Origin of the sequence: Mycolicibacter terrae (genome assembly GCF_010727125.1) — a bacterium.
In the GTDB taxonomy this organism is placed as follows: domain Bacteria; phylum Actinomycetota; class Actinomycetes; order Mycobacteriales; family Mycobacteriaceae; genus Mycobacterium; species Mycobacterium terrae.
This window is the reverse complement of record NZ_AP022564.1, coordinates 346096-369313: the sequence shown is the minus strand read 5'-3', so window position 1 is coordinate 369313 and position 23218 is coordinate 346096. Positions and strand designations below refer to the sequence as shown.

Annotated in this window: 22 protein-coding genes; 14 read left to right on the top strand and 8 right to left on the bottom strand. The window is 66.3% G+C overall.

From position 1 onward, the window contains the following. Nucleotides 1–178: 178 nt before the first annotated feature. Genes G6N23_RS01775 through G6N23_RS01760 form a run of 4 tightly spaced genes read right to left on the bottom strand, consistent with a single transcriptional unit; the run spans nucleotide 179 to nucleotide 4630 of the window. Nucleotides 179–1225, bottom strand: a complete 1047-nt coding sequence (locus G6N23_RS01775; protein ID WP_085261497.1) for a TIGR03617 family F420-dependent LLM class oxidoreductase — start codon at nucleotides 1223–1225, stop codon at nucleotides 179–181. Between the two features lie 45 nt (nucleotides 1226–1270). After that, a complete protein-coding gene (locus tag G6N23_RS01770) occupies nucleotides 1271–2815 on the bottom strand; it encodes an aldehyde dehydrogenase family protein (RefSeq protein ID WP_085261496.1) in 1545 nt (514 codons plus the stop codon). A 27-nt stretch (nucleotides 2816–2842) separates the two neighbouring features. Next, nucleotides 2843–3949 carry an NDMA-dependent alcohol dehydrogenase gene (locus tag G6N23_RS01765; RefSeq protein WP_085261495.1) on the bottom strand — a complete coding sequence of 369 codons (1107 nt, stop codon included), beginning with the start codon at nucleotides 3947–3949 and terminating at the stop codon, nucleotides 2843–2845. A gap of 54 nt (nucleotides 3950–4003) precedes the next feature. Next, nucleotides 4004–4630 (bottom strand): TetR/AcrR family transcriptional regulator, encoded by a 627-nt coding sequence (locus G6N23_RS01760; RefSeq protein WP_157997549.1) that lies wholly within the window; start codon nucleotides 4628–4630, stop codon nucleotides 4004–4006. Between the two features lie 130 nt (nucleotides 4631–4760). Here G6N23_RS01760 and G6N23_RS01755 point away from each other — a divergent pair, with 130 nt between their 5' ends. From G6N23_RS01755 to G6N23_RS01725, 7 genes are read left to right on the top strand one after another with little or no spacing between them, the layout of a single operon-like run. Further along, on the top strand, nucleotides 4761–5510 hold the full coding sequence (locus G6N23_RS01755) for an SDR family NAD(P)-dependent oxidoreductase (protein ID WP_085261493.1): 750 nt from the start codon (nucleotides 4761–4763) through the stop codon (nucleotides 5508–5510). A 2-nt stretch (nucleotides 5511–5512) separates the two neighbouring features. Beyond that, a complete protein-coding gene (locus G6N23_RS01750) occupies nucleotides 5513–6298 on the top strand; it encodes an enoyl-CoA hydratase/isomerase family protein (RefSeq protein ID WP_085261492.1) in 786 nt (261 codons plus the stop codon). Continuing rightward, nucleotides 6295–6666: a Zn-ribbon domain-containing OB-fold protein gene (locus G6N23_RS01745; RefSeq protein WP_085261491.1), complete on the top strand. Its 372-nt coding sequence runs from the start codon at nucleotides 6295–6297 to the stop codon at nucleotides 6664–6666. The genes G6N23_RS01750 and G6N23_RS01745 overlap by 4 nt, the downstream gene beginning before the upstream one ends. Then, nucleotides 6663–7823: a thiolase family protein gene (locus G6N23_RS01740; RefSeq protein WP_085261490.1), complete on the top strand. Its 1161-nt coding sequence runs from the start codon at nucleotides 6663–6665 to the stop codon at nucleotides 7821–7823. The genes G6N23_RS01745 and G6N23_RS01740 overlap by 4 nt, the downstream gene beginning before the upstream one ends. Next, nucleotides 7820–9382 carry an AMP-binding protein gene (locus tag G6N23_RS01735; RefSeq protein ID WP_085261489.1) on the top strand — a complete coding sequence of 521 codons (1563 nt, stop codon included), beginning with the start codon at nucleotides 7820–7822 and terminating at the stop codon, nucleotides 9380–9382. The genes G6N23_RS01740 and G6N23_RS01735 overlap by 4 nt, the downstream gene beginning before the upstream one ends. Nucleotides 9383–9387: 5 nt before the next feature. Next, nucleotides 9388–10530, top strand: coding sequence for an acyl-CoA dehydrogenase family protein (locus G6N23_RS01730; RefSeq protein WP_163769691.1), 1143 nt, complete (start codon nucleotides 9388–9390; stop codon nucleotides 10528–10530). A gap of 36 nt (nucleotides 10531–10566) precedes the next feature. After that, nucleotides 10567–11349, top strand: a complete 783-nt coding sequence (locus G6N23_RS01725; protein WP_085261487.1) for an alpha/beta hydrolase — start codon at nucleotides 10567–10569, stop codon at nucleotides 11347–11349. A 6-nt stretch (nucleotides 11350–11355) separates the two neighbouring features. On the opposite strand, the gene G6N23_RS01720 is transcribed toward G6N23_RS01725, so the two are convergent. Continuing rightward, nucleotides 11356–12861, bottom strand: a complete 1506-nt coding sequence (locus tag G6N23_RS01720) for a flavin-containing monooxygenase (protein WP_085261486.1) — start codon at nucleotides 12859–12861, stop codon at nucleotides 11356–11358. A gap of 96 nt (nucleotides 12862–12957) precedes the next feature. On the opposite strand from G6N23_RS01720, the gene G6N23_RS01715 reads away from it, so the two are divergent. After that, nucleotides 12958–13875: an alpha/beta hydrolase gene (locus G6N23_RS01715; RefSeq protein WP_234808653.1), complete on the top strand. Its 918-nt coding sequence runs from the start codon at nucleotides 12958–12960 to the stop codon at nucleotides 13873–13875. After that, nucleotides 13872–15017, top strand: coding sequence for an acyl-CoA dehydrogenase family protein (locus tag G6N23_RS01710; protein WP_085261485.1), 1146 nt, complete (start codon nucleotides 13872–13874; stop codon nucleotides 15015–15017). The genes G6N23_RS01715 and G6N23_RS01710 overlap by 4 nt, the downstream gene beginning before the upstream one ends. A 13-nt stretch (nucleotides 15018–15030) precedes the next feature. Here the strand turns inward: G6N23_RS01710 and G6N23_RS01705 are convergent, their stop codons facing one another. Both G6N23_RS01705 and G6N23_RS01700 read right to left on the bottom strand, forming a co-directional pair. Next, on the bottom strand, nucleotides 15031–15936 hold the full coding sequence (locus G6N23_RS01705; RefSeq protein WP_085261484.1) for an SDR family oxidoreductase: 906 nt from the start codon (nucleotides 15934–15936) through the stop codon (nucleotides 15031–15033). Between the two features lie 15 nt (nucleotides 15937–15951). Then, on the bottom strand, nucleotides 15952–16728 hold the full coding sequence (locus G6N23_RS01700; protein WP_085261483.1) for an SDR family oxidoreductase: 777 nt from the start codon (nucleotides 16726–16728) through the stop codon (nucleotides 15952–15954). 74 nt (nucleotides 16729–16802) lie between these two features. Here G6N23_RS01700 and echA20 point away from each other — a divergent pair, with 74 nt between their 5' ends. From echA20 to ipdC, 4 genes are read left to right on the top strand one after another with little or no spacing between them, the layout of a single operon-like run. Continuing rightward, on the top strand, nucleotides 16803–17558 hold the full coding sequence (gene echA20, locus G6N23_RS01695) for a (7aS)-7a-methyl-1,5-dioxo-2,3,5,6,7,7a-hexahydro-1H-indene-carboxyl-CoA hydrolase (RefSeq protein ID WP_085261482.1): 756 nt from the start codon (nucleotides 16803–16805) through the stop codon (nucleotides 17556–17558). Further along, the gene (locus G6N23_RS01690; RefSeq protein ID WP_085261481.1) at nucleotides 17555–18448 is read left to right on the top strand and encodes a CoA transferase subunit A; all 894 of its coding nucleotides are present in this window, start codon (nucleotides 17555–17557) and stop codon (nucleotides 18446–18448) included. The genes echA20 and G6N23_RS01690 overlap by 4 nt, the downstream gene beginning before the upstream one ends. Beyond that, nucleotides 18445–19197: a cholesterol ring-cleaving hydrolase subunit IpdB gene (ipdB, locus tag G6N23_RS01685; RefSeq protein WP_085261480.1), complete on the top strand. Its 753-nt coding sequence runs from the start codon at nucleotides 18445–18447 to the stop codon at nucleotides 19195–19197. The genes G6N23_RS01690 and ipdB overlap by 4 nt, the downstream gene beginning before the upstream one ends. Continuing rightward, nucleotides 19194–20264 (top strand): (3aS,4S,5R,7aS)-5-hydroxy-7a-methyl-1-oxo-octahydro-1H-indene-4-carboxyl-CoA dehydrogenase, encoded by a 1071-nt coding sequence (gene ipdC, locus G6N23_RS01680; RefSeq protein WP_085261479.1) that lies wholly within the window; start codon nucleotides 19194–19196, stop codon nucleotides 20262–20264. Before ipdB ends, ipdC begins: the two co-directional genes overlap by 4 nt. Before the next feature lie 30 nt (nucleotides 20265–20294). On the opposite strand, the gene G6N23_RS01675 is transcribed toward ipdC, so the two are convergent. After that, nucleotides 20295–21569, bottom strand: a complete 1275-nt coding sequence (locus G6N23_RS01675; protein ID WP_085261478.1) for a PucR family transcriptional regulator — start codon at nucleotides 21567–21569, stop codon at nucleotides 20295–20297. A 163-nt stretch (nucleotides 21570–21732) separates the two neighbouring features. Between G6N23_RS01675 and G6N23_RS01670 the strand changes: the two genes are divergently transcribed. Then, a complete protein-coding gene (locus tag G6N23_RS01670) occupies nucleotides 21733–23196 on the top strand; it encodes a class I adenylate-forming enzyme family protein (RefSeq protein ID WP_085261477.1) in 1464 nt (487 codons plus the stop codon). The last annotated feature ends 22 nt before the right edge of the window (nucleotides 23197–23218 follow it).

Below are 23218 nucleotides of genomic sequence, written 5' to 3'. Positions count from 1 at the left end.
CAGACCCACCCCCCACTCAGGCAGACACATCCTGTGACCCATGGCACACACCTTACGACAGTAACCACTTACTTTGTCAACCGCTTGTGCGACGCTCCCGACCGATCATGCGGTCCGCAACCCCGGCTTCAATAAGTAGATATATACTTACTATGTTGGGGGTCGGAGCGCAACCAGATCAGCTATGGTCCGCTCGACCGCCGCCGCGGGAGCGCACGGCGGCGCGGACCTCGCGGATGATCGGCTGCCAGAACCCCTCGGGTACCGGATAGGGGGCATAGCAGCCGGTGCGGGTGAAGACATCGCCGTACTTGGCGAGTATCTGCTCGGCGACTCGCCGGGGTGGAGCAACGATCGCGAACTCATGCAACATCTCATCGGTGACGCGACGGCCCATTTCCTGCCAGGCGCCGCGCTTGGAGAGCACGGTCAGTTCGTCGCCCAGGTCACCCCAGCCGTGTGCGTCCAACACCGGCCGGTATGCCGGGGTGGAGGCGTAGAAGGCGATCTGGTTGCGCACCGCCGAGTCGGCCACCCGCACGGCGGCCCGGTCGGCCCCGGTGACGATGAAAGGCAGGCCGCTGACCTCAAATCCGTCGAGGGTGTCGTGGCCGGCGGCCGTGCGTCCCGTGCGCAGCGCGGGGAGGGTCGTCTCACGTAGGTAGCGCGCAGTAGTGAAGGCGTGCACGAAGAATCCGTCGGCGACCTCGCCGGCCACCTCGGTCATCCGCGTACCGACGCCGGCCAGCATGATCGGCGGGTTTCCGTACGGGTTCGGTCCCGGACTGAAGAACGGCGTCATCAGGGTGTGTGTGTAGTAGGCGCCGGTGAACCGCAGCGGCTCTCCGGTTGCCCAGCTGCGCCAGATCGCTCGCACGGCCAGCAGGTACTCCCGCATCCGCGAGGCGGGGGCCGACCACGGCATGGAGAACCGCCTGGTGATGTGCGGCTTGACCTGCGACCCTACGCCGAGCACGAACCGCCCGCCCGAGTACAGCTGCAGATCGTTGGCAATCATCGCCAGAGACATCGGGTTGCGGGCAAAGGCCAGCGCGATCGAGGTGCCCAGCTGCACCGTCTTGGTGCGAGTGGCGGCAACCGCGAGCAGGGGGAACGGGTCATGGGTTACCTCGGGCAGCCACACCCCGTCATAGCCCTGTTGCTCGGCCCATACCGCCCGCTCCCAGTCCCCTGCTTCGCCGCCAACGAAGTAGTCGACCTTCATGCGCAAGTCCCTCCCGCCGCAACGTCGTCGTTGATTCTCAGGGGATCAGCGGCCGAGCCGGCGCCGCCAGTCCCGGGCTTGAAGCAGCCGCGCCACCGCGGACATGATCCTGCCCTTACGCGGAGTGTGGGGATACCAGAACGGCTCCCGCTTCATCGCGACCCGGTCGGCGGCGATGCCCTTGGTGCGGCAGTACTTTCGGATGCCGTGTGCTCCGCCCGCGCGCGAGCCCGGCCCCGAGTCCTTCCAGCCCTGCATCGGCAGCGGGTACTGGAAGACGGACAAGATCGCGTTGTTGATGTTCACCGATCCGGTGTTCATGAGTTTGGCCAATGCCATCCCCTTGGACTTGTCGCGGGTCCACACGCTGCCGGACAAGCCGTAGTTCGAGTCGTTGGCCTTGGTTATCGCTTCCAGCGCGTCGCGCACCTTCATCACCGGCAGGGTCGGCCCGAAGGTCTCCGCACGCATGCAGTCCATATCGTGGTCGACGTCGACCAATACGGTCGGTTCGTAGAACAGCCCGGCGGCGCGAGCCTTGCCGCCGATGAGCACCTTGGCTCCTTTGCTCACCGCGTCGTCGACATGCCCGGCGACGACGGTCAGCTGCGCCTCATTGGCCATGGCCCCGACATCGCACGAATAGTCATGGCCGGCGTCCATGCCCTGCCGCAGGGTGGCTGTCTTGGCCACCAGTTTCTCGACGAATTCGTCGTAGACGGGCTCCTCCACATACACCCGTTCGACCGAGACACACGTCTGGCCGGCGTTGAAGAAGCCGGCCCACGCCGCGCCGTCGACTGCCCGGTCGATGTCGGCGTCCGCGCAGACGATCATGGCATCCTTGCCGCCCAGTTCAAGGCTGCACGGGATCAGCCGTTGCGCGGCGGCGACCGCCACCCGGCGGCCGGTGTTCACCGATCCGGTGAACATCACGTAGTCGACGACATCGGTTACCGCCGAGCCGATGTCGCCGGCACCGAAGACGACGTCCAGCACATCGGGTGCACCGATCTGCTTCCAGCCGAAGGCCGCGGCCCGCCAGGCCAGCGGGGTGACTTCCGATGGTTTGGACAGCACCGCGCAACCGGCCAGCAGTGCCGGCGCGATATCGCTCAGCGGCATCGCCAGCGGATAGTTCCAGGGTGTGATCACCGCGACCAGCGGGTACGGCTCATAGCAGATGGTAAGCCGCTTGGCGATGTTCGCCGGTCCGGCCGGCCGGACATGCTCATCCGCTAGGAAAGCGGCAGCGTGCTCAATCCAATAGTTGACGACATCGGTCGCCATCGTCTCGATGTTCGCATCACCCCAGGACTTACCGGACTCCCGTTGCACCAGTCCCACCAGCTCGTCGGCGTGGTCGAGGATCCAGTCCCGCCACTTGGCCACCCAGCCGGCCCGGGCATCGACTCCCATTGCCTGCCAAGCGGGCTGGCCCGCACGCAATCGGGCGGCGACGGCATCGACCTCGGCTCGCCGGGTGACCGGCACGCTGCCGACCATTTCACCGGTGGCCGGGCAGGTGACGACGATCGCAGGGGCTTCCTGGTCTATCGGTGCCATTGACGCCTCCGAGTCCTGTTGCATGAGAGCACCTCCTGGATGGTGTGGCCGTCAGAACCGGATCACGCCGCGCAGGTTGAGGCCCGCATGCATGTCGGCATAGCCCTGGTTGATGTCCTCCAGCGCGTATTCGCGCGTGATCAACTCATCGAGCTTCAGTTGACCGCTGGAGTACAGACCTAGAATCCGGGATATGTCGTAGTGCGGGTTCGACGAGCCGAAAAGCGAGCCGCGGACCTGCTTCTCGAACAGAATCAAGTCGACGAGCGACATCGCCACGGTGGTGTCGGCGAGGTGCGGTGTCGCGGTCATCACCACCCGGCCACGCTTGCCGATCAGGCTCAGCGCCTGCGCGACATAGCTGCCTTCGGCGCAGTCGGTGGTGACGACGCAGACGTCGGCCATCTGTCCACCGGTGAGCTGCATGACCAGCCCGAAGGCTTCCCCGACGGTGGCCGCAGTGTGGGTGGCACCGAACTCGGGGGCGCGGGTGCGCTTGTATTCGACGGGGTCCAGCGCCACGATGTGACGGGCACCGGCGATCCGGGCGCCCTGCACAGCGTTGATGCCGATGCCACCGACTCCCATCACCACCACGGTGTCGCCGTCGCGGGTCTCACCGGTCCGCACGGCGCTGCCGTAGCCGGTGGTGACCCCGCATCCGACCAGGGCCGCCTTGTCCAGCGGGATCGCCGGATCGATCTTGACCACCGATGACGTGGGGACCACCGTGTACTCGGAAAAGGTTCCGAGCAGGCACATCTGGCCCAGGTTCTGACCGCGGGCATGGAATCGGTGGGTGCCGTCGAGTTGCGGGCCGGCGATGAGTCCAGCCCCCAGCACGCACAAATTGGCCATGCCTTTCGCGCACGGTGTGCAGCGACCGCAGGACGGGACGAAGCTGAACACCACCGGGTCGCCCACGGCGACCTCGGACACCCCCGGGCCGACCTCGACGACGACGCCGGCCCCTTCGTGTCCACCGATCGCGGGTAGCACCAAAGGCATGTCCCCGGTGACGATGTGATCGTCGGAGTGACAGAGCCCGCTGGCAGTGAGTTCAATCATGACCTCGGCCTGCTTAGGACCGTCGAGCTCGACTTCTTCGACTTCCCATTTCTGGTTTCGGTCCCACAACACAGCCGCAGTGGTTCTCATCGTCGGCGCCTTCCGGTTGTTCGGGCTGTCAGCCAGTTCGGCTACGGGGTGGTGTCACTCGGCGCCGGCATCGCGATCGCCTTGCAGGCCGCTGAAGATCAGGGACGTCAGCTGCTTGCCGGCGGCCTCCACGTCGAGCGTTTCGCCACGCATGTTGCTGTCCAGTGCGGTGAACCAGCACATTCCGAACACCGCGACCGTCGTCCGGCGCGGGTCGAACTCGTTGTGCCGCCAGTTGGGCAGGCCGCGATCGATGAGGTTGACGATCCCGCTCAGCGTGGGTTCCAGACGGTCCCGGTAGAAAGTCCGGCCGACTTCACGGTCACCGAACAGCACCGTCCCGAACAGCGGGCCCAACTCGACCATGATCCGCAACACCTCGCGCACGAACTCTTCGGTCGTCCGCTCGTGGATGTTGTCCGCCCCGTTGACCAGCATGCGGGTCTGCTGTTCCGTGCGCGCCAGCAGCTGCTCCAGCGGATACACCACAGCCTCGCTGAAAAGCTCTTCCTTGGAATTGAAGTGCTGGTACATCAGTGCCGTGTTGATTCCGGCAACGTCGGCGATGTCGGCGACACGGGTCGCTCCTACACCGTGGCTGAGGAATGCCTCTCGAGCCGCCTCCAGAATCAGCGCGCGCCGTTCAGCCTTGGGCAGCCGGCGCCGTAGCGGACCTGACATTTCCTTACCACCGATCTTCGCAGTTACGTGATGCCCGTGACTCAACCACGCCCGCCACCGCTGGGCGAGATTGACACCACCCGGAGAGCGTTGTAAGTATATCATTACTTATAACAGTGAGGGAGGTGCGATGTCCGAGCGGGTTGCGTTGGTCACCGGAGCCGGTGCAGGTGTCGGTAGGGCGGTCGCGTTGCGGCTGGCCCGGGACCGGACGGTCGGCACCGTCCTGGTCAACGACATCAACGGCGAGGCGGCGGAGAAGGTGGCCGGCGAGGTGTCGGAACTGGGCTCCCACGGGGTCGCCGCGACGGCCGACGTCACGTCGTGGGATGCGGTTGCCGACCTGGTCGACCGGCACGGCCCCGTCGACGTACTGGTGAACAACGCCGGCGTGCCGCTTGTCGGCGCCGAGCCGATCCCGTTCGTGGCGACCGAGCCGCCGCAGTGGGAGCCGTGGTTGGCACTCAACCTGCAGGCGGTCATGTACTGCACCCGCGCGGTGCTACCCGGGATGTTGGAACGTCGCTCGGGCCGGGTGATCACGGTGGTGTCGGACGCAGCACGCGTCGGCGAGGCCGGCCTGGCTGTCTATTCTGCGGCGAAAGCTGGTGCGGCCGGCTTCATGAGGGCCACGGCCAGGGAGGTGGGGCCCGCGGGGATCACCTGCAACTGTGTTGCGCTCGGCACGATCAAACACGGCCGGGTCGCCGAGTACATCACCGAGGACCTGGAACGCAAAATCGTGCGGGCATACCCGTTGGCGCGCCTCGGCACGCCGGACGACGCCGCGGGGATGATCGTGTTCTTGGCCGGCGCCGACGCCGGCTGGATCACCGGCCAGACCTACCCGGTCAACGGCGGATTCTCGATGGTGGTGTGAACATGTCCGCATCGAGCGAACCGGTCATCGTCACCGAGCACGACCGCACCTTGTACATCCGCCTCAACCGGCCGGCCGCCGGCAATGCCTTGGACTGGGCCACGCTGGAGGGCCTGAACCGGGCTTTCGGGGTGCTCAACGATGACGAGCGACTGTGGGCCGGGGTCTTGACCGCGGCGGGCGACACCACGTTCTGCGCCGGGGCGGATCTGAAAACCCTGCCGCAAGAGGTCGCCGAAAAGCAGAAGCAGGGCATACCGCTACCCCAGACCATCATGCATGGCCTGCGGGTACGCAAGCCCCTGCTGTGCGCCCTCAACGGTGATGCCTACGGCGGCGGGCTGGAACTCGCGCTGGCATGCGACATGCGGGTGTCGTCCGACCACGTCCGGCTCGCGCTGCCGGAAGCCCGCGTCGGCATGATCCCTGCCGGTGGGGCGACGTATCGACTGCCGCAACTGATCGGCAAAGGAAACGCCTTACGCATGATGCTCACAGGTGAGCCCGTCACCGCCGCCCAGGCGTCGGCATGGGGATTGGTGGACCGCGTGGTGCCGAAGGACGAGCTTGCCACAGCCATCGATGAGTGGATCGACATGATTGCGCGCAGCGCACCGTTGGCGGTCCAAGCCATCAAAGAACTCGTGGACGCGTCATCGGCGGCCGACGCCACCGAGGCCATGCAGGCCGAAGCGGTTGCGATCGCCCGCATTCAGCGCACCGCGGACGCCGCGGAGGGCCCGCGCGCATTCCGCGAACGTCGGGCGCCCACTTGGTGTGGCCGATGAATCCGTCGTTTGATCCCGCGATCCTGGTGACCGACGGACCCACCATGCACCTGATTTCGGGCTTATGCCCGGACTGCGGCGCGGTGGCGTTCCCCCGGCGGCGGCACTGCCCACGGTGCAGCGCACCGACCCATGAACACCCGCTGCCGACCGTCGGTGTGGTCCGAAGCTATTGCCGCATTGCCCTTCCGCTGCCGGGCGCCGAGCCGCCGGTGACTCTGGTGCGGGTAGAGCTGAGTCCCCAGTGCACGGTCCAAGGTGTCATGGACGGGGCGGTGGACATCGGTGATCGGGTGGCACTGGTGCCGCGACAGATCGATGGGACGGACAACCACACCGGATTCGGCTTCGCCGGGTGCGCGTCATGAGCGCCCATCCGGCGGCGGCGCGCCGTCCGGTCTATGTCACCGGGATCGGGATGACCCCGTTTGCCCGTACCCATGAGGCCAGGACCGGCGGACTGGGCGCAACCGCCATCCGAGCTGCCTTGGCCGACGCCGAGATCGCTTGGCCGGAAGTCGAACTCCTTGTCGCCGGTGTCGTTGGCGGCGACCTGGGAGCAGCACCGGCGATCGTTCACGAGCTGGGGTACACCGGAGTGCCTGCACACGTGGTGGAGAACGCCTCTGCGACCGGTTCGGCCGCATTCAACAGCGCGTATCACGCCGTGGCCGCGGGGTACGTCGGCTGCGCGGTTGCGGCCGGATGTGGCAGCCTCGCCAACGCCCTCGGGCATGGGGCCGTTTCGCAACAGCGACTCGATCTCGCGGCAGTATCCGGTGCGAACCTTCCACCGACGGCGTTTGCCATGCTCAAACGGCAGCGCATGCACGATTACGGCGAACCCGACGACGCAGCGCTGGCGGTGGTAGCAAAGAATCGGCGAAACGCGAGCCGTAATCCACTGGCACAGCGACGCACTGCGCCGTCGGTGGCCGAACTCAAAGACTCGCCCATGTTCGCCGACCCGCTGCGCAGGAGCGAGTGCTGCCCGATCGGCGACGGCGCCGCCGCCGTCGTGTTGTCCGCCCAACCCCCGCGCAACGGTGGACCGGCGATACGGGTCGCTGCGGCGATCTCGGCAACCGACCAATGGCATCCGGCAGCAGCGTGTGCGCCCGATCCCGGGATAACCCGCCGGGTTGCTGACGCTGCCTATCGGACCGCGGGGATCACCGCTGCCGATCTGGACCTTGTCGAAGTTCACGACGCCTTCAGTGTCGAGGAATTACAGTATCTCGAAGATATCGGCCTGTGTCCGCCCGGACAGGCGGGAAAGCAACTGATCGACGGTCAGTTCGATATCGGCGGCAGGGTCGCAGTCAGCCCGAGCGGCGGGTTGATCGGCCGCGGCCACCCCGGCGGCGCAACCGGTCTGGCCCAGATCGTAGAACTGGCGACGCAGTTGCGGGGTACCGCCGGAGAGCGTCAGCACGCCCAACGACGAAACGCCCTGGCACACATGATCGGTGCCGGCGGTTCCTGTTATATCCAAATTCTCCAGTGTGAGGAGCCGCCCCGGTGACACCCTTCCCCGCCACCCTGCAGAACGAGACATACCCCGCGTTGATCGCGACGTTCGCCGACCGTCCGGCCACCGCGGTGGCAATCCGTGACGAAGAGACGACACTGACCTACCGCAGCCTCTATGGCCGCATCGGGGCACTGGCGGACTGGCTCGCCGAACTCGGAGTGGCGCCCGGCGACACCGTCGCGATCATGGTCGCCAACAGTGCGGATCTGGTCATCACTGAACTCGCCACCCAGGCTGTCGGGGCGGTAGGCGCATTGATCAACACCAATCTCGAGGGGCAGGCGCTGCGCCATGTCGTCGAACTCGCCGGACCCACAACCATTATTGGCGACCCGCAATCCGTGGTGCGGCTGCGAAATGAGTTGCTGATATCTCACAGCACGCACGATCCCGATCTGGCGGCTGCGCTGCGCGGCGACCGCGATCCCACTCACTGGCTGCACCAGCGGGAGTGCTCGGCGCAGGACCCGGCCTTCATCAACTTCACCTCGGGCACCACCGGGTATCCCAAAGGGGTGGTACTGGACCAGCGAACGAGCTCCCGGGCGATGATGCTCGGCGCCGCACTGGGCCTTCGTGACGGCGAGGAATCGTTCTACATCCCCACACCGGCCTACCACGCCATGGGTTTGGTGTGGGCGTCGCTCGGCTTACGGCTGGGCGCAACGCTTATCCTGCGCCGGCACTTCAGCGCCAGTCGCTACTGGCCGGATATCCGGGAAAACCATTGCACGCTGGCGTATTACGTGGGAACCATACCGCGGATGGTCTTCAACCAACCGCCCGATCCGCTGGACGGCGACCACCATCTGAAGGCCTTCCTGGGCGGTGGAATGCCGGCCGACATCTGGGAAGAATTCGCCACCCGATTCGGCGTCACCATCATCGAGTCGTATTCGGGCAGTGACACTATCGGCACCATCGTCAACTTCGGCAACGCCCCCGCCGGTTCGATCGGACGGCCCAGCCCCGATATCGAAGCGCGGCTCGTCGGCGCCGACGGCGCTGAGGTCGCGGTCGGGGTGCCCGGCGAACTACTCGTCCGGCCGAGGCAGCCCACCGAGAGTCCCGCGGTAGTCTACTACGGCGACCCGGAAGCGACCGCAGCCAAGAACGAAGGCGGCTGGGTGCACACCGGTGACCTACTGCGGGCCGACGCCGACGGCAATTACTACTTTGTCGACCGGCTGCGCCACATGATTCGCCGCCGCGGAGTCAACATCGCTTCCGCTGAACTGGAGAACATCCTCTCGACGCACCGTGCCATCGCCGAATGCGCCGCCATCGCGGTACCTGCCCAGCTGGGCGAAGACGACATCAAGCTCGTGGTGCGCCCTGCCGTTCCATCGCTCAGCGAAAGCGAGGTCGCCGAGATCGCAGCCACGTTGCTACCGGAGTATATGTACCCGCGCTACATCGAACTGGTCACCGCGTTGCCACTCACCATTACACAGCGGGTGAAGCAGTTCGAGCTCAAGAAGGACTGGGACAACTCCGGCACGTGGGACGTCAAGCTACAGCGCTACCCGTTCAGACCGGCGGACGCATGAGTGGCGTGCTGTCCCGCGAGCAGTGCCAGCTTCGCGACTCGATCGAGAAGTTCGTTGACACCGAGCTGATCCCGAATGAACGCGAGCCGATGTCCCCCGACGTCGAGAAGCGTATCCACGCTGGGCTACACCGGCTGGGAATCTGGGCCCTCGGCGTACCCGAACACGCCGGCGGGGCGGGCGGCAGCCAGCTCGACCGGATTGTGATGATCGAGCAGTTGTCCCGCTCATTGTTGGGTCCCGACCTGATCGGCCGGATGGGTGAGCCGCTATCCGTACTCTACGCGGCAAACCCTGACCAGCAGCTGCGCTACCTGCATCCCGTCGTCCGAGGCGAGAAGCTGGGCGCATTTGCGCTGACCGAAGCGACCGGCGGCACCGACCCGGTGGGCAATATGGCCACAACGGCGGTGCGCAACGGCAGCGGCTGGACCGTGTCCGGCCGAAAATGCTTTGTCAGTTTGGGCGATATCGCCGACTACGTCGTCGTTTTCGCACGAACCGACCGCAGCGCGGGCGTCAAAGGCATCACCGCATTCATCGTCGACGCCGACACCCCCGGCTTCAGCGTTGTGCGCCGCATCCCGACCATGGGATCGATGGCGCCCGCCGAGATCGACCTTCGAGACTGCTTCGTGCCTGACGGCAACAGACTCGGTGAGCCCGGCCAGGGATTCATGCTGGCACAACAACTGCTCGGTACCGCACGCTTGGAGATCGGCGCACGCGCCGCCGGGGCCTGCGAAAGACTCATCGATCTCGCGATCGACCAGGTGAACAACCGCGAGTCGTTCGGGGCCACTCTCGCCACCCAGCAGGGCGTCCAGTGGATCCTGGCCGATTGCGCACTGGATCTGGAAATCGTTCGCAACCTCACCTACAGCGCCGCCAGTCGCGAAGGCGACGCCGTCGCGGCCCAGCGCATGCGTCACTCGATCACCAAAGTGGTGGCTTCCGAGGCGGTCTGCCGCATCGCCGATCGCGTCTTACAGCTCTTCGGCGGCTGGGGATACAGCACTGATCTTCCAGTCGAACGCTTCTACCGCGAGGCACGGCTGTGGCGCATTGTTGAGGGCCCCAACGAGATACACCGATCTCTGATCGGTCGATTACTGGCTCAGAACGGTGCCCGAGTCCTTCGGCCCTGAGGCCACCGATTCGCAAACATCAACCTGGAGAAGCGGATGCTAGAGGTCCTCGACGTCGGCGAATCGACCGCCACACACGAGACACCGCTGTTGTTCATCCACGGCACCTCCCATGCCGCATGGTGTTGGGATGAGCATTTCCTGCACTACTTCGCCGAACTCGGATACCGCGCCCTCGCGCTGAATCTGCGAGGTCACGGCCGCAGTCCCGTCCAGGGGTCGATACGTAGGGTCACGCTGTCCGCTTTCGCCAAAGACCTGCACACGGCTGTTTGCGCCCTGGAGACCCCGCCGGTTCTGATCGGGCACTCGCTGGGCGGGTTCGTCATCGCGAAGTACCTGGAACGCTACGACGCGAGTGGCGCGGTCCTGGTCGCCTCCGCACCGCCACACGGTTCGTGGGGGACGTTGGCGCGAGCCCTGCGTCACCATCCCGGTGTGATGCTGAGGGGGCTGCTACGCGGAAGGCTGGGGCCGGACTTCGCTGATCCGGGGCTCGCACGAAGTTGGTTCTTTTCGCCGGATATGCCTGAGGAGTTGGTGGTCCGCTACGCGAAGCGTCTGCAACAGGAGAGCGACCGCGCCTTGGTCGATTGCCTGTTTCGCGCTCCGGTGCGGGCGCGAAGTCCCATCCCGATGTTGGTTCTCGCCGCAGAACGCGATTTCGTGTTCAGTGCACGCGCAACCGCTTCCACGGCATGCGCGTACGGCGGCGACTGGCAGCTGATCCCGGACCTCGCACACGACGTGATGCTGGACACGCGATGGCGGGCTGCGGCCGATGCGGTTCGGCTCTGGCTGGAGCGGCAGCAATTCTGAGGTGGCTCAGTGCACCGGCGTGGTGGCCGCGTGACTGATCGGCTCGTACGATTCGACGTCGAAGGTGCGTAACCGCCTGGTCAGCGAGTACATCGTGCCCGGCCAAGGCAATGACACCCGCCGATGACCGTCGGCAAGGTAGTAGCTGTTGCAGCCACCGAGCGCGAATGTCGATTTGTTCAACATCTGGTCGGCTTCGGCGACGAAGCCGTCCTGCGCCACAGCAGTCACGTCGAGGGCGGCCACACCCAGCCGGTTGGCCGCCTGGATGGCGCCGACGATGTATCTGACCTGCGCCTCGGCCATGGTGAACCCGGACAGGGTTCCGACGTTGGGACCGAACATCATGTACGCGTTGGGAAATCCATTGATAGTGGTACCCATGTGAGCTTTGGGATCGCCCTTCCACACTTGGGCGAGAGTCTCACCGGAGCGGCCGCGGACGCGCTCGGTGACCGGATGGTGCTGTAGGGTCTGGAATCCGGTGCCGTAGACGATGGTGTCCGCAGGCAGTTCGCGCCCGTCGGCGGTCACCACGGAATGCTCACGCACTTCGACAGCCGGCGAGGTCACCAGATCGATGTTGGGTTGGGCCAGCGCCCGGTAGTAGTCGTTGGAGAAACACAAGCGCTTGCAAGTCGGTGCGTACTGCGGTGTCAGCGCTCGCCGCCGCCACGCGTCCTTGATGTGCCGGCGGATGTGCAGTCGACCGAGCAGGCCCATCGCCCGGGCGAACCGCGGCGAACGGACCGCGGCAGTCAGGAACGTGTCCATGATCAACCAGGTGACTGCCCGGAGCACCTTCATCAAGATCGGCATTCTCGCCATGAGCCGCTTCGACGTCTCGGTGATGTCCCAGTCGGGCTTGGGCAGTACCCACGACGGCGTGCGTTGCACCACGGTCAGCCGGGCCACCTGCGGTTGGACCGCCGGAACGAACTGGATGGCCGAAGCACCGGTTCCGATCGCCACGACGTTGCGTCCGGTGAGGTCGAGGTCGGAGGGCCAAAGCGAAGAGTGAAACGCCTCACCTTGGAAACTGTCTCGCCCAGGTAGTTCGGGAATGATCGGCTCGTGCAGCGGACCGGCAGCGATCACGAAGAACCGCGCCGATACGACACCGCGATCGGTGGTGATCCGCCAGCGGCAGGCATCGGCGTCCCACTGCGCATCGAGTAGTTCCGTGTGGGTGCGCACCATGGAGCGCACCCCGAAGTCATCGACCACACTCGCGATGTACTCCTCGAGCTCGGCCTGTTTCCCGTAGACGCGTGACCAGTCGGGCTTGAGCGCGAAGGAGAATGAATACACGTGAGACGGGATGTCGACGGCACACCCCGGATAGGTGTTGTGATGCCAGGTCCCGCCGACGTCGTCTGAACGCTCGACGATGACGACATCGTCGATTCCGGCCTGTTTCAGTCCGATCGCGGCAGCAACGCCACACAATCCTGCGCCGAGGATCAGTACCTCGACGCGCTCAATGCCAGCTCCGGCGTCCGTCTCTGCCATCCCTGCCCCTGCCGTTGCGAAATGTGACCTGGACAACTACCGTAGCGAGTACTTACTTACCTAGCAAGTACTTACTTAGATTGCGAGGAACCCGCCGTGAAGATTCCCCCGGCAGTCCTTCGGGTCGGACTTCGGTCACTGCGACCGGTGTTCAACTCCGGTCGTATGTCGATGACCCGCAAGCGAAAGGTCGTCGACCTCATCGCCGGGGCTTCGAAGACTCCCGCCGGCGTCGCCGCGGAAAGCGATTCGCTGGACGGGGTAGCCGTCGAGCGTCTGACGCCACGGGCCGTGCGTTCCGCCGGCGTGATCCTGTTCCTGCACGGCGGCGGCTACGCATCGGGCAGCGCCCGCGGCTATCGGGGTCTTGCCGGCGCTCTGGCCGCCGCGAGCGGTATGCAGATCGTCGTCGCCGACTACCGGCTGGCGCCCGAGCATCCGTTCCCGGCCGCGCTGGACGACGCGCTGAGTGTCTATCGCGCGCTGCTCGACCAAGGTGCCGCGATCGCCGTGGCCGGCGACTCGGCCGGTGGCGGACTGACCCTCGCGCTGGCCCAGCGCATTCGGGATATGTCGCTGCCCGCCCCGGATGCGCTCGGATTGATCTGCCCGTGGCTCGATCTGGCAATCGACCGGGCAGCAGCAAGACCGCCTGCAAAAGATCCGCTGATCACCCCCTCCCTCACTGCGGAATGGTGCACGTTCTATGCAGGGACACACGATGCCCGCGAGTTCGGCATCTCACCCATCTACGGGAACCTTGCGTCGCTGCCACCGATCGTCATGCACTCGGCCGGTGACGATCCACTGGCCATCGACGCAGACAAGCTCGAACGTGAGCTGGCCCTCCAGTCCAGCGACGGACTGCTGATCCATCGCCGATTCACCAAGCGCTGGCATGACTTTCACCTGCAGGTGGGCTTTCTCGTCGACGCCGACGATGCCGTGGCGCTGTTCGGCGCGCAACTCGCCGGACTGATCACACAACAGACCGACAAGGGGCGGACGAAGTGAAGCTGACCGACGAACAGACCGGACTGCGGGAGCTGGCCCGATCCTGGGTGGACCGCGAGGTGGTTCCGTACGCCACCGAATGGGACCGGATCGAACTGGTGGATCGCGATATCGTCGGCAAACTCGGCGCAGTCGGGTTTCTCGGCATGGGCATCGATGAGACCCACGGCGGTTCCGGGGGGGACACCTTGAGCTACTGCCTGATGATGGAGGAACTCGGCCGAGGCGACACCGCGATCCGCGGCATCGTGTCAGTCTCACTGGGCCTGGTCGCCAAAACCCTTGCGGCGCACGCATCCGATGAGCTCCAGGCGACTTATCTGCCCGACCTGTGCTCGGGCGCCAAACTGGCGTGCTTCGCCCTGACCGAACCGGACAGCGGATCCGACGCCGCATCGCTTCGCACCGCGGCGGTCCGCGACGGCGACGATTGGATCCTCACCGGCTCAAAGGTGTTCATCACCAACGGCACCTGGGCCGATGTCGCCCTGGTGTTCGCCCGCACCGGCGGGCCCGGCCCGAAAGGCATCACCGCCTTCCTCGTCCCCACCGGCCTGCCCGGCTTCACCAGCCGCGAGATTCACGGCAAACTCGGACTGCGCGGCCAGGCCACCGCAGAATTGTTTCTCGACGAGGTCCGAATACCCGACACGCTGCGCATCGGCGACGAGGGTGCGGGTTTCAAAATCGCGATGACGGCGTTGAACAAGGGCCGGGTGTCGGTGGCGGCCGGCTGCGTGGGGCTGGCGCGCGCCTGCCTGGAGGCCAGTCTCACCCACGCCGCCGACCGCAAACAGTTCGGCCGGCCCATCGCGGGCTTCCAACTGATCCAAGAACTCTTGGCCGACATGGCCGTCGACACCGACGCGGCGCGGCTGCTGGTCTGGCGGTGCGCGGAGCTCATCGACGCCGGGCAGTCGTTCGCCACCGAGGCTTCGATGGCCAAGCTGTTCGCCAGCGAGGCCGCCGTAAAGGCCGCCAACAGCGCCATCCAGATCTTCGGCGGCTACGGCTACATCGACGAATACCCGGTCGGCAAATACCTGCGGGACGCCCGGGTCACGACACTCTACGAAGGCACCAGCCAGATCCAGCGCCTGCTCATCGGCCGTGCACTGACCGGCGTCAACGCGTTCTCCTGAGCTGATCGGCGGATCAGGCCCCGTAGACCGGCACCGGCGTCCGCGCCTGGGCCAACAGGTCGGTGACGACCGGGCCCAACTCGGCCGGGTCCCAACGCGCGCCCTTGTCGGCCTGCGGCCCGTGCGCCCAGCCCTCGGCGACGCGGATCTTGCCGCCCTCGACCTCGAAGACCTTGCCGGTCACGTCTTTGGATTCCACGCTGCCCAGCCACACCACCAGCGGGCTGACATTCTCCGGAGCCATCGCGTCGAAGGCCTGGTCCTGGGTGTTCATCATGTCGGCGAACACGGTCTCGGTCATCCGGGTGCGCGCCGACGGGGCGATCGCGTTGACGGTGACGCCGTAGCGGCCCATCTCGGCGGAGGCGACCAGCGTCATCGCGGCGATGCCGGCCTTGGCCGCCGAGTAGTTGGCCTGCCCGACGCTGCCCTGCAGGCCGGCCCCTGAGCTGGTGTTGATGATCCGCGCATCCACGGTCTCGCCGGCCTTGGACTTGGCGCGCCAGTACGCCGCGGCGTGACGCATGGTGGCGAAGTGCCCCTTGAGGTGCACGGCGATGACGGCGTCGAATTCTTCTTCGCTGGTGTTGGCGAACATCCGGTCGCGAACGATTCCGGCGTTGTTGACCAAGACGTCGAGCCCGCCGAAGGTGTCAACCGCGGTCTGGATCAGTGCGGCGGCGGCATCCCAGTCGGCCACGTTGGAGCCGTTGGCGACGGCCTCCCCGCCGGCGGCGACGATCTCATCGACCACGGCCTGGGCAGCGCTGCCCCCGCCGGCCGGTGAGCCGTCCAGTCCGACGCCGATGTCGTTGACCACCACTCGGGCGCCCTCGGCGGCGAAGGCCAGCGCGTGCGCCCGCCCGATTCCGCCGCCGGCTCCGGTGACGATGACCACGCGGCCGTCGAGAAGTCCCATGTGCGTTGCTCTCCTTTATTTGTTGGCGCTGGATGCGTCGAGGTAGACCGGCGGCTCGCCACCGCCGTGGGTTTCCAGGCTGGCGCCGCTGATGTAGGACGCGGCGTCGGAAGCCAGAAATGCTGCCGCCCAGCCGACATCAGCGGGTTTGGCGAGCCGGCCCAGCGGCACGGTGGCGGAGATGGCGGCGATCGACTCGGCGTCGCCGTAGAACAGCTCGGACTGTTCGGTCTCGACCATGCCGACCACCACCGAGTTCACCCGGACCTTGGGCGCCCACTCGACGGCCAGGGTGGCGGTCAGGTTGTCCACGCCGGCCTTGGCAGCGCTGTAGGCCGCGGAGCCCGGCGACGGGCGATGCCCGCTGACGCTGGTGATGTTGACGATCGACCCGCCACCGTCCTGGGTCTGCATGACAGCGTTGGCGTGCCGGGCGACCTGCAGCGGCGCGATCAGGTTGAGCTCGATGATTTTGCGGCTGAAGTTGGCCGAGGCCTCGGCGGTCAGCGCGTGCGGTGAGCCGCCGGCGTTGTTGACCACCACGTCCAGGCGACCGTGGCGGCCGATCACAGCGTCGATCAGTCCCTTGACCGCGTCGTCGTCGCGGACGTCGCAGGAATGGAACTCATACGGCAGGCCCTCCACCGGCCGCCGGGCGCAGGTCACCACCGTCGCACCCTGATCGGCGAAGACGGCGCTGATACCGGCGCCGACACCGCGAACCCCGCCGGTCACCAGGACCACCTTGCCGGTCAATCCGAGGTTGATAGCGGCAGCCGCAGAGCTAGACATTGTGCTAGCGTACCAAGCAAGTGCTTGCTTAGGTAGCTCAGGTACCCCCGCCCCGACGACAGGGAAGTCCGCCCATGCCGATCACATCCACCACCGTCGAACCCGGGATCGTCGCGGTCACCGTCGACTACCCCCCGGTCAACGCCATTCCGTCCCGCGGCTGGTTCGAGCTGGGTGAGGTCATCACCGCCGCCGGCAACGACATGGCCACCCATGTCGTGATCCTGCGGGCCGAGGGCCGCGGCTTCAACGCCGGCGTGGACATCAAGGAGATGCAGAACACCGAGGGCTTCACCGCGCTCATCGACGCCAACCGGGGCTGCTTCGCGGCCTTCAAAGCGGTCTACGAGTGCGCGGTGCCGGTGATCGCCGCGGTCAACGGGTTCTGCGTCGGCGGCGGAATCGGCCTGGTCGGCAACGCCGACGTCATCGTGGCCTCCGACGACGCCAAGTTCGGCCTCCCGGAGGTCGAGCGCGGCGCACTCGGCGCGGCCACCCACCTGTCCCGGCTGGTGCCGCAGCACATGATGCGCCGGTTGTTCTACACCGCAGCCACCGTCGATGCCGCCACCTTGCACCAGTACGGCTCGGTGCACGAGGTGGTGCCGCGCGCGGAGCTCGACGAGGCAGCGCTGCGGGTGGCCCGCGACATCGCGTCGAAGGACACCCGGGTGATCCGGGCCGCCAAAGAAGCGCTCAACCTCATCGACGTTCAGAAGGTCAACTCCAGCTACCGGATGGAGCAGGGCTTCACCTTCGAGCTCAACCTCGCCGGGGTCGCCGACGAGCACCGCGACGCTTTCGCCGGCACCGAGAAGGGGAAGAAGTGACGACCAAGGTAACCACCCTCGACGCGGCCGTCGCCGAGCTGCGTGACGGCATGACGATCGGCATCGGCGGTTGGGGTTCGCGGCGTAAGCCGATGGCGTTCGTTCGGGCCATCCTGCGCACGGGAGTCAAAGATCTGACCGTGGTGAGCTACGGCGGCCCGGACCTGGGGCTGCTGTGCTCGGCGGGCAAGGTGCGCCGGGCCTACTACGGATTCGTCTCGCTGGACTCCCCGCCGTTCTACGACCCGTGGTTCTCGCGCGCCCGCACCACAGGTGCGATCGAGGCTCGCGAGATGGACGAGGGCATGCTGCGCTGCGGGTTGCAGGCCGCCGCCCAGCGGCTGCCGTTCCTGCCGACCCGGGCCGGCCTGGGCAGCTCGGTGATCGACTTCTGGGAAGGGGAGCTCAAGACCGTCACCTCGCCGTACCCCGTCTCGGCTGCAGAAGGGGGTGGTCACGAGACCCTGATCGCGATGCCGGCGTTGAACCTCGACGCCGCGTTCGTGCACATGAATCTCGGTGACGAGCGCGGCAATGCCGCCTACACCGGCATCGACCCGTACTTCGACGACCTGTTCTTGATGTCGGCGCAGCGCCGCTTCCTGTCGGTGGAGAAGATCGTTCCCACCGAGGAGCTGATCGCCACCACGTCCCCGCAGACCCAGGTGATCAACCGGATGATGGTGGACAAGGTGGTGCAAGCCCCGGGTGGTGCCCACTTCACCATCGGCGCAGCCGATTACGGCCGCGACGAGAAGTTCCAGCGGCATTACGCCGAAGCCGCCAAGTCCGACGAGACCTGGGCGGAGTTCAAGGCCACCTACCTGTCCGGCAGCGAAGACGACTACCAGGCGGCGGTTAAGGCATTCGGAGCGGAGGCCCAAGCATGACCGACTCACCCACCCGCGCAGAGATCTGCGCGATCGCCTGCGCCGAACTGTTCCGCGACGCCGGAGAGATCATGGCCAGTCCGATGGCCACGGTGCCGTCGATCGGCGCCCGGCTCGCCCGGCTCACCTTCTCCCCCGACCTGGTGCTCACCGACGGGGAGGCCCGCATCCTGGCCGACACGCCGGCGATCGGCAAGGTCGGGGCGCTGGAAGGCTGGATGCCGTTCAACCGGGTCTTCGAGACCCTGTCATGGGGGCGGCGCCATGTGATCATGGGTGCCAACCAGATCGACCGCTACGGCAACCAGAACCTGTCGGCATTCGGTCCGCTGCAGCACCCCACCCGGCAGATGTTCGGGGTGCGCGGGGCGCCCGGCAACACCATCAACCACACCACCAGCTACTGGGTCGGCGGCCACTCGGCCCGGGTGTTCTGCGAAACGGTCGACGTGGTCTCGGGTATCGGCTACGACAAGGTGGACCCGGACAACCCGGCGTTCCGTTTCTTCAACCTGGGCGGGGTGGTGACCAACCTGGGAGTGTTCGACTTCAACGGCCCCGAGCACCAGATGCGCGCGGTCTCCCTGCACCCGGGTGTGACCGCCGACGAGGTCGCCGAGAACACCTCGTTCGAAGTACACGGCCTGGCCGATGCGGTTACGACCCGGCTGCCGGAGGTCGAGGAGCTGCGACTGATCCGTGAAGTCATCGACCCGAAATCGCTCCGGGACAAAGAGGTAAGGGCGTGAGCCGCCTCAAGACCCCGCTGACCGATCTGGTCGGCATCGAACATCCCGTCGTACAGACCGGGATGGGCTGGGTGGCCGGGGCTCGGCTGGTCTCGGCGACCGCCAATGCCGGCGGGTTGGGCATCCTGGCGTCGGCGACCATGACGATCGACGAGCTGGCCACCGCGATCGGAAAGGTGAAGTCGGCGACCGACAAGCCGTTCGGCGTCAACATCCGCGCCGACGCCTCCGACGCCGGTGACCGGGTGGACCTGATGATCCGCGAGGGCGTGAAGGTGGCGTCCTTCGCGCTGGCGCCCAAACAGGAACTGATCGCCAAGCTCAAAGAGGCGGGTTCGGTGGTGATCCCGTCGGTCGGTGCGGCCAAGCACGCCAAGAAGGTTGCGTCCTGGGGCGCCGATGCGGTGATCGTGCAGGGCGGCGAGGGCGGCGGGCACACCGGCCCGGTCGCCACCACCCTTTTGCTGCCGTCGGTACTCGACGCTGTCGCCGGCACCGGCGTTCAGGTGATCGCCGCCGGCGGCTTCTTCGACGGCCGCGGCCTGGCCGCCGCGCTGTCCTACGGGGCGACCGGCGTGGCAATGGGTACCCGATTCCTGTTGACCAGCGATTCCACGGTTCCCGACTCCGTCAAGCAGCGCTACCTGAGCGCCGGACTGGACGGCACCGTCGTCTCGACCCGGGTCGACGGTATGCCGCACCGGGTGCTGCGTACCGAACTGGTAGAGAAGCTTGAAAGCGGCTCGCGGGCGCGTGGTTTCAGCGCGGCGATCCGCAACGCCGCGAAGTTCAAGAAGATGTCGCAGATGAGCTGGCCGACCATGGTCAAAGACGGTCTGGCGATGCGGCACGGCAAAGAGCTCACCTGGTCGCAGGTGCTGATGTCGGCCAACACCCCGATGTTGCTCAAAGCCGGTCTGGTGGAAGGCAACACCGAGGCCGGTGTGCTGGCCTCGGGTCAGGTGGCCGGCATCCTCGAAGACCTGCCGTCGTGCGCGGAGCTGATCACCTCGATCGTCGACGAGGCGGTCGAGCACCTGCACACGGCGTCGGCCTTCGTCCGGTAACGGCGGCATGGCGGCGGTCATCCGCTGATGTCACAGGGCGCGTAGCACCGCAGCGCGCAGCCAATGGCATAACAGCAGAGCGAATTCCACCTCGAGCCGGTCGTTGCTGATCGGCCGGCCGCGGCGTTCCTCGGCACGCTGGATGCGATATTTCACGGAGTTGAAATGCAAGTTCAGCTCCGCGGCAGCCGCCTTGTAGCTCGAACCGGCGCGCAGGAACACCCGCACCGTCTCCCGGAGCCGTTCGTCGGCTTCGGTATCGCAAGCCAGCGGGCCGAGCACCTCCGCGACCCAGATGCGCGCCACGTCGAGTTTGTCGGCGAGCAGCGCCGCGGCGGACAGGCCCGAATCGTTATTGGCGAGGATTCGCTGCGCATCCGGCCCGGCGGCGAGAGCAACCGCGTGTGCGCCCAGCGCCTGACGGTGCGAACGCCGGAAGCCGTCCACGCCGGGCAGTGGGTCGCCGATCGCGAGTGACGGTGCCTGCTTGTCCGCCTCGGCGAAGCGGCGCGTACGACTCACCGCATCTCGAGCGGAGTTGACCGTGAGCGGGATCCACGCCCAGCCGGTCACCCGATCCGCAGCGACGAAAAGCGGACGGCCCTGACTTCCCAGGGTCTCGCCGAGGCCACGGACCAGCCGCTCCATGCGAACCAGTTCGTCGTCTTGATCGGTGTCGGGACACCAGACCACCACGGCGAGGTGCCAACGGTGTAGCGGATATTCGATTGCGAGGCTCACCGCATCGACGTCGGCGGTCTCGGTATCCAGCAGTTCGCGAACGCGTAACGCGCGCGTGCTGTTCTGCGTCTCCAGCCAGCGATCCCGCTCAGTCTCGTAGGCGGCGATGACCTGCTGCGAAATCCTATCGATGTACTTGAACGTGATGCTGGTGAGCTGCCGAAAGACGGCGAGGCTCCGTCGTGGGTCCAGGTCGGCCAGCTGAACTTCGTTGAGGACGAGGTCCAGCATTGTCTGTTGGCCGAGCCGATACGCGCGCGCAAGGGCGTTTGCCGGCACTCCGCGCTGAGCCAGCCGCCGCGCATGTTCGAGCGCCGCGGTCGGCGGCTCGACATGCTCGATCGGGATGTTGTGATGGATCGCCGAGAAGACGGTGTCGATGTTTCGCTCGGCGCTGGCGCGAAGGAGCTCCAGTAGCTGGGTCTCGCCGCGCAGCTCGGCGATTTCTGCCAGCAGGTGCTGCACGACCACATCGGTCACCTCGTCCAGCCGGCCTTCGAGCCCTGCGATTACCGCCGCCGACTCGGAGACGACCGTCGAGTCGTCGCCGCTCCGCTCCAGCATCCACAAATCTTATGCGGTTCTGTTGGAGAACTGTTCAGATCGGGCAGGTCGGGTTGTTTCCGCGAAACAAATCGGGCGCGCCACGCTGTTGCCTGGTAACGGTGTGCGCCGACACATTCCACCCTAGGTTCAGACGCTGATGACCACGGACCCGAGAGCGGCCATGCACCTAGGGGCGCTGCCCGATCTCCGCGCCGAACTATCACCGGCGGCGCCAGCGGTTGCCGACGATCAAACCGAGCTGAACAACACGCAGTTGCTGGCCGCGGTGCAGCGGGCGGCGAGCGCACTGGGTGGGAACGGGGTGTCGGCGGGCGACGTGGTGGCGATCATGCTGCCGAACACGGCCGACTTCGTCATCGCCCTGTTCGCCGCGTGGCGCCTCGGCGCCACCGTCACCCCGGTCAACCCGTCGTTGTTGCCCGCCGAAGTCACCCACCAGGTCCAGGACGCAGCAGCGAAGGTGCTCATCGTCGAGCAGATGCTCGACTGCGCCCCGGCGCCGGTGATGTTGACCGCGCGTGAACTGACCACCGGCGGGCCGGCCCCCGACCACGCGCCGGCGAAGCATGCGGACGACGCCCTGGCACTGCTGGTCTACACCAGCGGCACCACCGGCCGCCCCAAGGGCGTGATGCTCGACCACGCCAATCTGAATGTCATGTGCCGCATGGTGATCGACGCGTTCTGCTTGACCAGCGCCGACCGCAGCCTGCTGGTCCTGCCACTGTTCCACGTCAACGGCATCGTCGTGGGCACCCTGGCGCCGCTCATCGCTGGCGGCAGCACCGTCATCGCCGGGCGGTTCAGCCCGACGACATTCTTCGACCGCGTCGAGCGCAGCCGACCCACCTATTTCTCCGCAGTGCCGACCATTTACACCATGCTGTCCGATCTGCCCCCCGAGGTGCAGCCGGACACATCCTCGTTCCGGTTCGCCGTCTGCGGTGCGGCACCGGCCAGTGTCGAACTGCTCGACAGATTCGAGTCCCGCTACCGGATCCCGATCATCGAGGGCTACGGCCTTTCCGAAGGAACGTGCGCCAGCACCGGCAACCCGCTCGGCGGTGTGCGCAAGGCCGGCACGGTCGGAGTTGCGCTGCCCGGCCAACAGATTCGGATCGCCGACGCGGACGGGAACGCCCTCCCGGCGGGGCAAACCGGCGAGGTGCTGGTGAAGGGCCCCAACGTCATGCGCGGTTATCTCAACCGCCCGGAGGAGACCGCGAAGACGATCGTCGACGGTTGGCTGCGCACCGGGGATGTCGGTCGTCTCGACGAGGACGGCTACCTCATCCTGGTCGACCGGGCCAAGGACATGATCATCCGCGGTGGCGAGAACATCTATCCCAAGGAGATCGAGAACGTCGTCTATCAGCTGCCCGAGATCGCCGAAGCTGCCGTGATCGGCCGGGGAAGCCCGAAATACGGCGAAGAGCCCGTGCTGTTCGTCTCGTTCAACTCAGGCATGGCTAGCAGTGCCGATACGATCAGCGAGCACCTTCGCCGCTCGCTTTCGAAATACAAACAGCCGGTGGCGATCACCATTCTCGACAACCTTCCGAAGAATCCGGTCGGCAAGATCGACAAGCCGGCGCTACGCAAGCACTACGCCGCAACCGACTAGTCGCCGCACCTGAAGGAGCGAA

Excerpts from the sequence above, each read along its gene's own strand:
- G6N23_RS01775 (WP_085261497.1), bottom strand. The coding sequence starts at position 1,225 with ATGAAGGTCGACTACTTCGTTGGCGGCGAAGCAGGGGACTGGGAGCGG.
- G6N23_RS01770 (WP_085261496.1), bottom strand. The coding sequence starts at position 2,815 with ATGCAACAGGACTCGGAGGCGTCAATGGCACCGATAGACCAGGAAGCC.
- G6N23_RS01765 (WP_085261495.1), bottom strand. The coding sequence starts at position 3,949 with ATGAGAACCACTGCGGCTGTGTTGTGGGACCGAAACCAGAAATGGGAA.
- G6N23_RS01760 (WP_157997549.1), bottom strand. The coding sequence starts at position 4,630 with ATGTCAGGTCCGCTACGGCGCCGGCTGCCCAAGGCTGAACGGCGCGCG.
- G6N23_RS01755 (WP_085261493.1), top strand. The coding sequence starts at position 4,761 with ATGTCCGAGCGGGTTGCGTTGGTCACCGGAGCCGGTGCAGGTGTCGGT.
- G6N23_RS01750 (WP_085261492.1), top strand. The coding sequence starts at position 5,513 with ATGTCCGCATCGAGCGAACCGGTCATCGTCACCGAGCACGACCGCACC.
- G6N23_RS01745 (WP_085261491.1), top strand. The coding sequence starts at position 6,295 with ATGAATCCGTCGTTTGATCCCGCGATCCTGGTGACCGACGGACCCACC.
- G6N23_RS01740 (WP_085261490.1), top strand. The coding sequence starts at position 6,663 with ATGAGCGCCCATCCGGCGGCGGCGCGCCGTCCGGTCTATGTCACCGGG.
- G6N23_RS01725 (WP_085261487.1), top strand. The coding sequence starts at position 10,567 with ATGCTAGAGGTCCTCGACGTCGGCGAATCGACCGCCACACACGAGACA.
- G6N23_RS01720 (WP_085261486.1), bottom strand. The coding sequence starts at position 12,861 with ATGGCAGAGACGGACGCCGGAGCTGGCATTGAGCGCGTCGAGGTACTG.
- G6N23_RS01705 (WP_085261484.1), bottom strand. The coding sequence starts at position 15,936 with ATGGGACTTCTCGACGGCCGCGTGGTCATCGTCACCGGAGCCGGCGGC.
- G6N23_RS01700 (WP_085261483.1), bottom strand. The coding sequence starts at position 16,728 with ATGTCTAGCTCTGCGGCTGCCGCTATCAACCTCGGATTGACCGGCAAG.
- echA20 (WP_085261482.1), top strand. The coding sequence starts at position 16,803 with ATGCCGATCACATCCACCACCGTCGAACCCGGGATCGTCGCGGTCACC.
- ipdB (WP_085261480.1), top strand. The coding sequence starts at position 18,445 with ATGACCGACTCACCCACCCGCGCAGAGATCTGCGCGATCGCCTGCGCC.
- G6N23_RS01675 (WP_085261478.1), bottom strand. The coding sequence starts at position 21,569 with ATGCTGGAGCGGAGCGGCGACGACTCGACGGTCGTCTCCGAGTCGGCG.
- G6N23_RS01670 (WP_085261477.1), top strand. The coding sequence starts at position 21,733 with ATGCACCTAGGGGCGCTGCCCGATCTCCGCGCCGAACTATCACCGGCG.